Source organism: Acinetobacter rongchengensis, assembly GCF_003611475.1.
GTDB lineage: Bacteria > Pseudomonadota > Gammaproteobacteria > Pseudomonadales > Moraxellaceae > Acinetobacter > Acinetobacter rongchengensis.
The window spans coordinates 1-12,911 of the sequence record NZ_RAXT01000067.1; the positions used below are offsets into that span (position 1 = coordinate 1).

Annotated in this window: 10 protein-coding genes; 6 read left to right on the forward strand and 4 right to left on the reverse strand. The window is 37.7% G+C overall.

Annotated features, from left to right (window positions below; all coding sequences use genetic code 11):
- Positions 1 to 247 precede the first annotated feature (247 nt).
- The 6 genes from D7V20_RS17105 (at position 248) to D7V20_RS17130 (ending at position 7,455) form a co-directional block, all read left to right on the forward strand.
- On the forward strand, positions 248 to 1,024 hold the full coding sequence (locus D7V20_RS17105; RefSeq protein ID WP_005093369.1) for an RNA polymerase sigma factor: 777 nt from the start codon (positions 248 to 250) through the stop codon (positions 1,022 to 1,024).
- The gene (locus D7V20_RS17110) at positions 1,024 to 1,590 is read left to right on the forward strand and encodes a hypothetical protein (RefSeq protein WP_033917445.1); all 567 of its coding nucleotides are present in this window, start codon (positions 1,024 to 1,026) and stop codon (positions 1,588 to 1,590) included. The genes D7V20_RS17105 and D7V20_RS17110 overlap by 1 nt, the downstream gene beginning before the upstream one ends.
- A gap of 1 nt (position 1,591) precedes the next feature.
- Positions 1,592 to 4,975 (forward strand): UvrD-helicase domain-containing protein, encoded by a 3,384-nt coding sequence (locus D7V20_RS17115; protein ID WP_033917444.1) that lies wholly within the window; start codon positions 1,592 to 1,594, stop codon positions 4,973 to 4,975.
- A 98-nt stretch (positions 4,976 to 5,073) separates the two neighbouring features.
- On the forward strand, positions 5,074 to 5,829 hold the full coding sequence (locus tag D7V20_RS17120; protein ID WP_005093363.1) for a multiubiquitin domain-containing protein: 756 nt from the start codon (positions 5,074 to 5,076) through the stop codon (positions 5,827 to 5,829).
- A complete protein-coding gene (locus D7V20_RS17125; protein ID WP_005093361.1) occupies positions 5,804 to 6,988 on the forward strand; it encodes a ThiF family adenylyltransferase in 1,185 nt (394 codons plus the stop codon). Before D7V20_RS17120 ends, D7V20_RS17125 begins: the two co-directional genes overlap by 26 nt.
- Positions 6,982 to 7,455: a DUF6527 family protein gene (locus tag D7V20_RS17130; RefSeq protein WP_005093359.1), complete on the forward strand. Its 474-nt coding sequence runs from the start codon at positions 6,982 to 6,984 to the stop codon at positions 7,453 to 7,455. Before D7V20_RS17125 ends, D7V20_RS17130 begins: the two co-directional genes overlap by 7 nt.
- Before the next feature lie 428 nt (positions 7,456 to 7,883).
- Here the strand turns inward: D7V20_RS17130 and D7V20_RS17135 are convergent, their stop codons facing one another.
- The 4 genes from D7V20_RS17135 to salA form a co-directional block, all read right to left on the reverse strand.
- The gene (locus tag D7V20_RS17135; protein WP_026438256.1) at positions 7,884 to 8,774 is read right to left on the reverse strand and encodes a LysR family transcriptional regulator; all 891 of its coding nucleotides are present in this window, start codon (positions 8,772 to 8,774) and stop codon (positions 7,884 to 7,886) included.
- Between the two features lie 52 nt (positions 8,775 to 8,826).
- Positions 8,827 to 10,179: an MFS transporter gene (locus D7V20_RS17140; protein ID WP_019838314.1), complete on the reverse strand. Its 1,353-nt coding sequence runs from the start codon at positions 10,177 to 10,179 to the stop codon at positions 8,827 to 8,829.
- A gap of 268 nt (positions 10,180 to 10,447) precedes the next feature.
- Positions 10,448 to 11,368 (reverse strand): catechol 1,2-dioxygenase, encoded by a 921-nt coding sequence (catA, locus tag D7V20_RS17145; protein WP_033917443.1) that lies wholly within the window; start codon positions 11,366 to 11,368, stop codon positions 10,448 to 10,450.
- A 99-nt stretch (positions 11,369 to 11,467) separates the two neighbouring features.
- On the reverse strand, positions 11,468 to 12,757 hold the full coding sequence (gene salA / locus D7V20_RS17150) for a salicylate 1-monooxygenase (protein WP_019838315.1): 1,290 nt from the start codon (positions 12,755 to 12,757) through the stop codon (positions 11,468 to 11,470).
- Between the last annotated feature and the right edge of the window lie 154 nt (positions 12,758 to 12,911).

The window sequence follows — 12,911 nt, forward strand, 5'->3', positions numbered from 1 at the left end:
CTCTAATTAGTAATATTGTAGTTTCAAGCTTGAGTACAACAGGTATTTTTTTGATAATAGATGTAGAAAAGTAGTGGAATTTTAAAGTTTTTAAACAATAGAAATTTAATAACATGAATTGATTATGGATTTACCAACTCTTAAATTTTTTAACTGATATTATTGTTATATAAGATATTTTGGTTCTTTAAGATTAATTACTAATAATTGTTAAAAAATTATCGATTTAAGGTTGTTAGGGTGCTTTATGGCTAGACCTCTAAGAAAGGTTAATAGGGAAGGTGTTTTATACACTCGGCGTAGTATTGTTGAATGTGAGATTGATGAACTAGAAAAAATCAGTCATGAGGAGATTGTTGCCAGAAGTATTATTTGGCCAAAATCAATTGAGGGTTTTATATCAAGTGAAACATTGCTCTATTTTATTCGAAATACTGATAATTCTTGGCTTCGTGAAAAGTTACTCCTAGCTCTCTTAGAAAGAATACATCGTAATCTTCCTAAACCTCATAGCCTAGATGGAAGAACTTCTTCCTTAAGTAATATGGAAATCCGCGATAAAGTTCGTGATGATTTTATCGATTTACTATTAGTGGATCAGGATAGTTATGAGGAGCGTCTTGATTATTTTGAAGTCAACTTTAACAGCGCATTAGCTAAAGACCGAGTTGATGCACAAAATAAAATTCAAAATAAAGATAATCTCACTCAAGGATTATATGGTGAAGATGAAAATATCTTACCAGAGGTTGAAAATGCGTTAGAACCCTATGATCCTTTTGATGCAAATGAACTTGACAAAGAATATTACCGACGAAGTCTACATGAGGCGATTAATGTTTTATCACCACTTCAGCAACGTATTGTCGTAATGTGGTGTCACGATATACCCATTATTTCGAAAGATCCCAATGAAATGACAATCACTAAAACGTTGAAGAAGTCAGATAAAACTATTCGCACGCACCGTGATTTTGCGCTTGCAATATTGCGTAAACAACTAGAAAATAAGGAGAAATTTTAATGAGAGATCAAAATATTTCTCGTGAGGATGTACTGAGAGACTTCTCAGTAGAATTTGATTCTAGTAAAGATATCTTACTAAAGTATCTCATAGAGTTTCCTGAATATTCTAATGAATTAGTCGATCTGTCACTCGAGCTGTCTCGTGAAATTGATGACTGTGTACCACTTACCCCAGATGATGAAATAAGTATTGAGTCTGCTTTGGATCGATTTCGTAGGGGGCTTACCCAGCAATCGGAACAAATAGATATACCTCCACAGCGTTTCTCAAATGCAGCAAAGTTATTAAATCTTCCCAAACAAGTTTTAATGGCTTTTGGAGTAAGAAGAGTTGAACTGTCATCTGTTCCATTACATTTTATTAATAGGCTTGCGATAGTTCTACAGGTAACGACTGCTCAGTTGAAGGCCTTTCTTGCACTACCACCACAAGCACAACATAGCCGAAGTTATAAATCTAATGTAAAACCAACTGCGCCAAGCAAGGTATCTTTCGAAAAGATTCTTCATGATGCACTTATTCCAGAAGAACGAATTCAAGAGATAATAAATAGAGACGAATGATATGGATGCTATCGAGATCGCTCGCCAGCGCGCTGACAAACTACATCATGAGGCTGTAGGCAGAGGGCTAGATCCTTGGAACTCTTATGCTTTTGCTGTTGCTGAAGCTGCGTTTCGAGATATTGACGTAGAGAAGTGTTTACAATGTTCCGATGAATTAAATGGCGCACGGGCGTTCTTTGATAGCACATATAGATTAATTACACATGAGGATTTTGGTTCATCTTTTGAACAGGCATTTCTTGTAGCGCATGAAATTGGTCATGTTGAGCTAGGAGATGATACACAAGATGAATATGTTATTAGTATTGACCCTAGCCGTACAGCAGAATCTGAACTATCAGGAATAAGTCGCGTTGTGGATTATAACCATCGACAACGACGTGAAGTTCAGATGGATCTTTTCGCCCGAGAATTCTTGCTTCCGCGTTCAGTTGTTAAAAAAATGCATCTTGAATGCCATATGACTTGTAGTGATATCGCTAGTAAGCTCGGAGCACCTTTTGAGGTTGTTGCACAGCAAATGCTTGATGCAATGCTGTTGCCTATGGTTGAAAATAAACCACAAGAAATTGATCCAGAGATGCCTCTCAATGAAAAGCAGAATGATGCAGTAAATCATAGAGGTTCTGCTTTTTTACTTCAGGCTGGTCCAGGTACAGGTAAGACTCGAACTCTCATAGCAAGAGTTGAAAGTTTGCTGAATGAAGAGGTTGATCCTCGACGGATATTGTTATTAACCTTCTCGAATAAAGCAGCTGCGGAAATATCAGAACGTATCGCACGAAAGCAGCCCCATGAGGCAGCGGCTCTTTGGATAGGGACTTTTCATGGGTTTGGCCTTGATCTGCTTCGTCGATTTCATGATTTATGTGATTTACCAGCGGAACCCCGCTTAATGGATCGTTCAGAGGCTGTAGAACTTCTGGAAGAGGAGTTCTTACGTCTTAATTTAAATCATTATCGTGATTTGTACGATCCTTCTCAAAATATTGTCGATATTTTGAATGCTATTTCCCGGGCAAAGGATGAGGTGATAGATGCATTACAGTACCGAATTCTTGCAGAGAATATGCTAGCAAAGGCCAGTAGTGCAGAAGAACGTGAAACTGCTGAACGAGCATTAGAAGTTGCTGTAGTATACGAAGCTTATGAAAAGATAAAGAAACAAGAAAATTGTTTAGATTTTGGTGATTTAGTGATGCTACCAGTACAACTGCTGGAGGCTAATGCAGAGTTACGTCAACAGTTGCAGCATGATTATCTGCATGTATTGGTGGATGAATATCAGGATGTTAATAGGAGCAGTATCAGGTTATTAAAGGCTCTCAAACCATATGGTGATAATCTTTGGGTCGTTGGTGATGCAAAGCAGTCAATTTATCGGTTTCGTGGAGCCTCGTCATTTAATATATCGCGTTTTTGCGTGGATGATTTTCCCGGGAGTGTAGGTCAATCACTGAAAATTAATTACCGCTCTGCTTCAGAGATCGTGACATCATTTTCAAGCTTTGCATCAGATATGAAAACAGGCGGTACACACAGTGCTCTTACTGCAAATCGCCCTGCATCAGGTTTTCTTCCGGAAATACGAACAGTAGAAAGTGGTGACCTGGTAAGTTCCGCTTTAGCTGAATCAATTAATAAAATGTGTGATCTTGGTTTTAAGTATCGAGATCAAGCAGTTTTGTGTCGGGGAAATGACAAGCTCTCAGAATTAGGGCGGGATCTGGAACGATTGGGAATTCCGGTATTATTTCTGGGTAGCTTATTTGAGCGACCAGAAATTAAAGACCTTATAGCATTGGTCTCTATTTTGACAGATAAACGCGCTTCCGGATTGATTCGTATTGCATGTTGTACAGAATTTAAGATGCCAATGGAAGATGTCACTCAAATTCTAGAGCATCTACGCACAAGCGAAAGAGAACTTTGTGACTGCGACATATCATTGTTAGCTTTATCCCCAGAGGGATTATCTTCACTTGAAAAATTAAAAAATGTACTACAGGGTTTTAGTAATCACTCACACCCTTGGAATGTTTTAGCGACTGTGCTTTTCGATCGCACACGAATGATAGCTGAAATTGCAACATCAGAGTCTGTTGGAGGGAAAGCTGAAGGAATTGCTATTTGGCAGTTTATGAATTTTGCTCGGCAACAACTTAAAGGTAGTGCCTTTCCCATAGTAAAAATGATAATGCGAATACGTCGTTTACTTAAGCTTAACGATGATCGTGATCTCAGTCAGCTTCCGACAGCGGCCCAAAATATTGATGCAGTCAAATTGATGACGATTCATAGTTCAAAAGGTCTTGAGTTTCCTGTTGTTCATTTAAGTGGGGTTAATAAAGATACACTACCTGGCTCATATAGACGGACAAAATGTCCACCACCTGAGGGTATGGTTGCTGGTGGTAAAGGTTCATCTAATGATGTAGCCAGAGAAGCTCACGACAATGAGCAAGAATGTCTTTTTTACGTAGCAATGTCACGTGCACGAGAAAGACTATTTTTTTATGGTGCAAGGACTAAAGGTCAGAAAAAAATCCAACGTCCACTTTCTGGTTTTTTGGAAAGGATTGGCCCTGTTTCGCACATAAAAACTCTCCCAGTATTACAATTACCAATAGCGCCGGAAAGTATCCCATTAGTAGTGGAATTTCAGGGAGATGTAAGTTTCAGTGCTAATGCTTTAGATTTATATGATAGGTGCCCTAGACGGTTTCTATATACTCATCTTTTATGCATTGGTGGTCGTAGACAAGAAACTGCATTCATGCAAATGCATGAAGCAGTACGCGATGTATTTCAAGCATTAATTGGCTTAGATAATGATCCTTCAATAAATTGGAAACCTATGTTGGAGGCTACTTTTGAAAAGTTTGGTTTACATGAGCATGGATACGTAAGTGATTATCGTAATATCGCTGAGATGATGCTCAATTTTTTTATCCAGTCCAGAAATGGAGCAATTGTTGAAGTTTTTGATAAATTAGTTTTGAATGTTGCAGGTGTAAAGATAACAATTCATGTTGATGAAATGCTGCTACGAGATGATGTGCGTACGTTACGCTGTATCTTTACTGGTCATGCACCTAGTTCAGACCCAAAAAATATAAAATATGCAGCATTTTCCCTTGCTGCAAAGAGTACTTTTCCTGATTCATCTGCAGAATTGGTCTATTTAGCCGATAATAAGGTTTACCCTCTCGACTTTAAACCAAAAGCCCTAAACAATTTTGAAGACAAATTACGAGAAATTTTCATTCGTATCCGTGGTGGTGATTTTAAAATAGCAGATTCAGCATTTAGCTGCCCTAATTGTCCTGCGCTATTTATTTGCGGTAGAGTCCCGACCGGTATCATAAAGAAAAATTTTTAAAATAAATTATAAAAAAATTACCGACGATGCTTTGTCGGTCCGATTAAAGAGATGTAGCCAGAAAATTCCTTCTGGTCAAAACTTTAAGAGGTGTTTATATGAATCCTATTCAGGATGATTTTGATGATGTTGGCGAAGCGGTTCGTGAGAACCGTCCGTTAAAAGCTGCAAATGGATATCGCATTAGTGTTGGAATAGACAATGTGAATTTCCAACAGGCTTTTGTTTCTGATCCAGTGCCTACAGGGCGGCAGATATTATCTGTAGTAGGGCTTGATGATCGGGATGAGGTAACTCTTTATGCGATATTACCATCTGGTGAATTTGAAGATATTCGATTAAATGAAACTTTTGACTTGCGTGGGCGAGAAGTTGAACGGTTTATTGCTTTTCGTACGGATCGGGAATTCAAACTAACACTTGATGGTCGTCAGCTTAAATGGGGCAGGTCAGCTATTGAGGCCAACAACTTGTATGTATTGTCAGGTATTAGTCCAGATCAAGCCGTATTTTTGGAGGTGCGAGGTGGTACTGATCGCCTTATTGAACCTGATGAATTGCTGGATCTTACAGCTCCTGGTATAGAGCATTTTATTACAGCTAAACGACCAGTTCAGGGTTACACCATCACTATTAATTCTCTTGATGAATCAGTACCTAATAAGCAAGTCACATTTGAACAGGTTGTCCAACTGGCATTTCCTAATGACCCAATCGGATCAAATATTATCTACTCTATGACTTATCGTCATGCAGCATCTAGACCAAATGCTGGTGAGCTTGCGGAGGGTGGGGTTATTGAAGTTAAACATCAGGGGACGATTTTCAATGTCACAAAAACTATTCAATCTTAATGATGATTTACGCCAGCTTCGTGAAGCTGGCTATCATGTGCAAATTATTGCCGGCTTCCTTGTTATGAAAGAGGTACCTTATGTAAATGCACAAAAATGCGTTCGCAAAGGTACCCTTGTAACATCATTGGATCTTGCCGGTGATAATACACGTAAACCTGGGTGTCATGTCATGCATTGGGATGGGGAATATCCTTGTAAAGCTAATGGAATGCCTATAGATGAAATTCGCCATGTAACTCAGCACATGGATTTTGGTCATGGTATTACTGCTGAACATAGCTTTTCAAGTAAACCAGGTCCAGAAGGATACCCAGATTACTTTGCTAAAATGTCTACCTACGCGACGATTTTGTCTGGTCCAGCAGCGGTATTACAGCCAGGTATGAGTCCAAAGATATTTCGTGCTCCTGATGAAACTGAAATTGAAAGCATTTTTAATTATATTGATACAGCTTCTGATCGTGCCGGGATAGGCAAACTTTCAGAAAAGCTAGAAAGCGAGGTTGTTTCAATAATTGGAACTGGGGGGACTGGAAGTTATATTATTGATTTAGTTTGCAAAACTCCCGCACATGAGATACGTCTGTTTGATGCGGATGAGTTTTTACAGCATAACGCTTTTCGTGCTCCTGGTGCTCCCTTATTACATGAGCTGCGAAATGCGCCACTGAAGGTCAATTATTTCAAAAATATTTACGACCGAATGCATCGTAATATTGTTGCGAATCCAGTTAGCTTGAACTCTACCAATCTTGAATTATTAAATGGAACTTCGTTTGCGTTTATTTGTATTGATGCTGGTGAAGATAAGAAAGCGATCATTCAGAAATTGGAGTTACTTGATATACCTTTTATTGATGTTGGAATGGGAATAGAGTTCGTAAATGGTAGTCTTGGTGGCATTTTGAGAGTGACAAGTAGTACTCCTGATAAACGCGAACATATCCATTCAGGACGTATTTCATTTGCTAGTGTTGGTGAGAATGATCTTTATGCATCTAATATACAAGTCGCTGATTTAAACTCATTAAATGCGGCTTTAGCTGTAATTAAATGGAAAAAATTGAGAGGCTTTTATAGAGATTTGGAGAATGAACATCACTCTACCTACACTACGGATGGAAATATGTTACTGAATGGGGATCTGACATGCTGAAAATTAAAAAGCTAACAAACCATTTTATCCGTAATATCCCACGTGAAATCGATACAGGCGTTTTATATATCTCAATGGAATATGCAACAGCAGTGCATAGCTGCTGTTGCGGCTGTGGAGAACGGGTTGTTACTCCATTATCACCAACCGACTGGAAAATGATTTTTGATGGCGAAAGTGTTTCACTGACGCCATCTGTTGGGAATTGGAATTCTGCATGTCGTTCACACTACATTATTAAACAAAATGTAGTAATTGAAGCTGGTAGTTGGAGCGAAGATCGAATCACAGCAGAAAGAAAGAGGGATAAATTAGCTAAGACTCATTATTATCAATCTATGGCTCAACCAGAGAGTGAAGTAAATAATAATGAAAAAGAAGCTACCTTTAGAAAACCGCCTGAGAATAAAGGTATTTGGGATAGTTTGCGTAGATGGTCACGAAAATTAATTAATAAAATTGATTAGTGAAATAGGGATAATCTCTCCATGAGTCAGACAAATCCGAAGTATAGTTTTTCATATTTTCCCTGTTTAAAGCAGGGAGAATATTAGCTAACTAAAACTAACATAATATACTCTATGCAAATCTTTTAAGATCAATAGCATAATACTTTATGAAAAGCCCACTTCTACTCGAATTGTCTTTTTTATGACAACTTATGTGTCCTTCAGGCACTGTTGCAAATAATATTAGAAATGAATTGGGTTAGAAATTAAAAAATAATTTTCAGCAAGACTTTTATTTATCATAGTCTTGCTGAATTATTAAGATTAATTTATATATTTATAGTAAGAAACACATAACAAATAATAACCTCAAAGAGGTATTTGGTTATCGAGTATTTCTTTCAGAATATATAAGACTACTATCCTATATAATTCAATATTTGAGTTTAAAGAAGCTTAAAAATATTTTGTAAAGTTTGGATAAACCAAGTTCGAGCTTCTAAATCATCTCGATGGTTATACCAATTAACACTGACGTTAAAGGGTTTTACGGCAAAGGGTAATTCAAAAACATTTACCTCACTGTTTCGTTCATACACTTTTGCAGCACGTGAGGGTAAAGTAACCAACAATTCAGAACTGCTCACTACATCTTGTAAGACACTAAAATGTGGTAGCTCTAGCATAATTTCTCTTTTTAAACCTAACTCTTTCAGTCTTTGATCAATTTCAATATGCCCTGTAGAAGATTTAATAGCAGCATGTTTCTCCCGTAAATATTGTTTTAAACTGGGCTGCTGTTGTATACGGGGATGTTGTTTATGCGCTATACACATATACCGCTCTTCAAATACATTACGTGATTCAATTCTAGGCATAACGGTATAGCTACTATTAAACACGGCAACATCTAAAGAACCATCAACAAGCCATTCTTCAACTTTACTTGATCTGATTTCTTCGATTTCAATCTTAATAAAAGGTGCTTCTTTTGAAAGATACTGAATTAAAGATGGTAGCAAACATATTTCTCCCAAATCCGATAAACCCAGTCGAAATATTCGAGTGGAAGTTTTAGGATTGAAATTTTGAGAGGCAGTAATTGCTACTTCAATTTCTTCTATTGATTTGCTAAAGCTAGGATATAAGCTTTGTGCTAGTTTAGTTGGCTTAACTCCAAACTTATCACGTTCAAATAAAGGATCATTTAGAAATTTACGTAAACGATTTAGATTATAGGTCACAGAGGGCTGACTTAAATTCAATCGCTCAGCAGCATGACTGATATTTTTAGTCTCATAAACAATAATAAAAACTTTAATAAGGCTTAGATCAATCAATTTGAATATCTCGATGATATTAGGGAGGATTCCCCTCCCTGATTCACTTTTAGACTTGTACTACAGTGCGTTTCAATCTTGTTTTCTTTAAGCGGAAGTGGATCATCGATACACTGATAACAGCAATGATACAAGGAATTGCAAGAGCAATAAAATTATATTTGATCGGTAAACTTAAACTCAGTAACCAGCCACATAAAATTGGCCCTAGGATAGCTCCTAAACGTCCAATTCCTAAGGCCATGCCTAAACCCGTTGCACGTATATTAGATGAATAAAATTGAGACATATAAGCCAGTAATAAAATTTGTCCACCAATTGAAGCCGCTCCCGCAATTGCAATACAAATATAAAGAACAAAAGTCGGTAGACTGTAACTGAGGAGAAATAAGGCAATAGCGCCACTCATAAAGAGTGTACATAACACTTTGGCTAGATTAAAACGGTCAGCGAAATAACCACCACCAATTGCACCTAACATCCCCCCAATATTTAGAGCAAAAAGGAAAAACAAGCTCGTCGATAAATCATAACCTGCTTCAACCATCAGTTTTGGCAACCAGTTTCCTAAGGCGTATACCAAAACTAAGGCCATAAATACACTTCCCCAGAATAAAAGAGTGATTGGACCACGATTTTCTGTAAATAGATCTTTTACTGGGGTTTTAGAGGAAGTTTGATTAGCTTGATGCAGGCTAATGCTCGTTTGGGTAGTATAAGTAATATTACTGTCAATTTGCTTGAGAATATGAATTGCTTGTTCAGTTTTTTTGCGGCGTACCAAATAATCAATCGATTCAGGGAGTAGTAACCAAATCATAGGTAATAATAGAAGTGGTAATCCTCCTAAAATAAACATGATTTTCCAACCATATTGTGGAACCAGCCACATACCTAACAAGGCAGAACACATGCCTCCTACTGCATAGCCACTAAACATTAAAGAGACTAACGTAGCACGTAATTTTTTAGGGGCATATTCAGTCATAAGTGCAATAACATTGGGCATTACTCCACCTAAACCAAGGCCAGCAATAAAGCGGAAAATTCCAAAACTTTGCGGATTCGAAGCATAGCCACATAAAAGTGTGAAACTACTAAATAAACAAACACATAAGATAATTAATTTTTTTCGGCTAAATCCGTAAGCTTCTAATTTATCGCTCAGACTACCAAAAATTATCGCACCAAACATCATTCCAAATAAGGCGATACTACCCAGGAATCCTGCAGTAATGGAATCAATTTGCCATTCCACCATGAGCTTTGGCAGCGCCACACCATAAATAACCAAATCATATCCATCGAAGATAATGATGAGTGCGCTCAGTAAAATCACTCGCCAATGAATTGCTTTTAATGGAGCATGATCCATGACTTCATTTGCATTAATACTTTGCATTACAGACCTCCCTGGTCATATAGATTGCAATATTTTATTTGACAGACTTTAATAATTCACTACGTAATAACTGAAGTGAGAACGAGTAGATATCTATGCTCACTGTATTTATTTTCTGTACTTTCGCAGATCCATAATTTCCTTATCGGTATATTGTTACGATTAACAAATCTTTTATGCTAATTCGGATTAATTCTAAGTTTGTCTTTACATGAAGTTTGTAAAACGTCTATAGGATGGAGAGGATCAACCTATCCATCCTAAAAAATTATGCGCTAGCCCGTCGACGTTCAACATCAGAAGATGGAGTACATTCATGTTCTTTCACCAACTCAACATTAAATTGAATATGTTTAAATGGTTTATCTACATTCCGGCGTTCTATTTCAGCTTTATTAGTTACATCCACCGCGGTTGCCACTAGACCTTCACGTGTTGCAAACGCGAAGTCATCCCATAAGTACTTATCACCCTCAATATTGAACTGAGTCGTGAGCTTTCGGTAACCTGGTGCTGAAACAAAGTAATGAACATGAGAAGGACGATTACCGTGACGGCCTAATTTGTTGAGTAAAGCCTGTGTAGTACCCTCGGGAGGACAGCCATAACCGACCGGCATAGTCGTTTGAGCAGTATAATGACCATCTTGATCGGTAAAAATAGTACGACGAAGATTAAAATCAGATTGTGATTTATCGAAAAAGGAGTAGTTACCCAAGCTATTGGCATGCCAGACTTCCACTTTGGCACCTTCAATAATATTACCATCTGTATCGGTTACAGTACCTTCAATAAAAAGTAAGTCGACCTTATCAGATTCTGAACCATCATCCATGCGAGCGAAGCCGACAGATTCTGGTGCACCAGCGACATACAGTGGTCCTTCAATGGTACGTGGTGTTCCTTTCGTAATACCTGCTTTAATATCAGCTTCATCCGCACGTAAGTCTAGAAAATGTTCAAGACCAAGACCTGCAGCCAATAATCCTAATTCATTAGCTTGTCCAGCATCGGTAAGATATTCAAGACCTTTCCATACTTCACTCTGGGTCAGGTCAAGATCTTCAATCGCCTGGAATAGATCAGATACTAAACGTACCACAACTTGTTGAACGCGATCATCCACTGGACCTATTGCAGTGTCCACATTCATTTTTTTAACTAAAGTGTCAATTTCCTGACGGTTCATACTATTGCTCCTTAAGTATGTTTATTTGTTGGTGAATCATGCTTCTCTCATCATGTGAGAAACTTAGCGTCCTTTGCTTTTTCGATTTGACTTCTAATTTCAACCTACCAGTTTTAAATGCTGCTGAATGTCCAGCTGTAATGCTGTGTTAGCATCTTCAATATCCTTTTCAAGCGAGTGTTGCCATAACCAATCAAATCGATGTGCTAAATGTGCGCCTACTTCTTCAAAGCTTGGATAATCGGGTGAATAAAGTTCATAAATTTCCCCCGACTCATGGGAGGTATGTTGAACTTTAACTGCGCGATCTAAACGGATATCTTCATAAATTTTTGATACCAATTTAATATTTTCTGCTGTGAGCTGTGGATTGGCCAATAAGTTAGCCAAGATCAGTGCGTCTTCCAAGCCCTGCCCTGCGCCGGCACCCTGATGCGGTAACATGGCATGTGCTGCATCACCAATCACAATGACATTTTGGGTTTTATTTTTATAGGTGGTTAAAGGTGGTGTTTCATGTAATGCCCAAATCGTCGGCTGTTCAATCAGATTCAATAATGCCTGACAACTCTCACTCCAATCCGCAAAGTCATCTAACATTTCTTGTTTAGAAACGGATTTAGTCCAAGGCGTATTTTCAGGTAATGTCGTTTGGGTACGGTCTGATTTAAAGGCAACAATATTAATTTCTTCGCCCTGACGAATTGGGAAGGTTAAAATATGTTTATCTTTACCTAACAACATTTGAGGCACTTCAGCTAGTTCTGGATCATTACCAAGCTCTTTAATGGCTTGTTTAAAGTCCTCAAATTTAATGATTCCACGATAAGCCCAAGTTCCAGAAAATTCCGGACTTACACGTTTCAGCTGGTGAGAATCAAGTACATGGTTACGAACTACAGAATGGATACCATCACATCCAATCAGATAATCACATTCAACACGCTGACCATCTATAAATTGAATCGAAACCTGATGATCTGTAGCCTTAATTTCTTGTACTCGTTTGTTAAAATGCACATTTTTATGCGGAACCAAAGGAATCAGCGTATCCAAAAAATCTGCGCGATGTACAGAAGATTGCCCCACATTCGGAGCTATAGAAGCTGATAAGTATTCATCGGTATAACCATTACGCCATTGAAACCAGATATCGGTAAAAGGGGCTTTTACTTTGTCTGCGATACTTTCATATTCGTTCGCCAAGCCTAATAAGTGAATTGCTTTTACAGCATTTGCACCAAAAGAAATTCCTGCACCAATTTCAGAAAATTGCGGGGCTGCTTCATAAAGATGCACATCTAAATTTTGATTTTTCACCAATTGTGTAGTAAGTGCTAATCCTGCAATCCCACCACCAATCACCGCAACTTTAATCTTTTTGTCCATTTTTAGCATTCCTTACTAAACTGCTTAGATTTCCATCATTAGCGATTTTTCAGAATTTATCCAATTTATATTTTTTAACTTGAACTATCTAAATTTTTGATACTTATTATTTATAAGGACATGATCTAATTAAAAGATATTAAATATCTGATTC

Coding starts and splice junctions, on each gene's coding strand:
- D7V20_RS17125 (WP_005093361.1), top strand. CDS start 5,804: ATGTCACAAAAACTATTCAATCTTAATGATGATTTACGCCAGCTTCGT.
- D7V20_RS17140 (WP_019838314.1), bottom strand. CDS start 10,179: ATGCAAAGTATTAATGCAAATGAAGTCATGGATCATGCTCCATTAAAA.
- D7V20_RS17130 (WP_005093359.1), top strand. CDS start 6,982: ATGCTGAAAATTAAAAAGCTAACAAACCATTTTATCCGTAATATCCCA.
- catA (WP_033917443.1), bottom strand. CDS start 11,368: ATGAACCGTCAGGAAATTGACACTTTAGTTAAAAAAATGAATGTGGAC.
- D7V20_RS17110 (WP_033917445.1), top strand. CDS start 1,024: ATGAGAGATCAAAATATTTCTCGTGAGGATGTACTGAGAGACTTCTCA.
- D7V20_RS17115 (WP_033917444.1), top strand. CDS start 1,592: ATGGATGCTATCGAGATCGCTCGCCAGCGCGCTGACAAACTACATCAT.
- D7V20_RS17120 (WP_005093363.1), top strand. CDS start 5,074: ATGAATCCTATTCAGGATGATTTTGATGATGTTGGCGAAGCGGTTCGT.
- D7V20_RS17105 (WP_005093369.1), top strand. CDS start 248: ATGGCTAGACCTCTAAGAAAGGTTAATAGGGAAGGTGTTTTATACACT.
- salA (WP_019838315.1), bottom strand. CDS start 12,757: ATGGACAAAAAGATTAAAGTTGCGGTGATTGGTGGTGGGATTGCAGGA.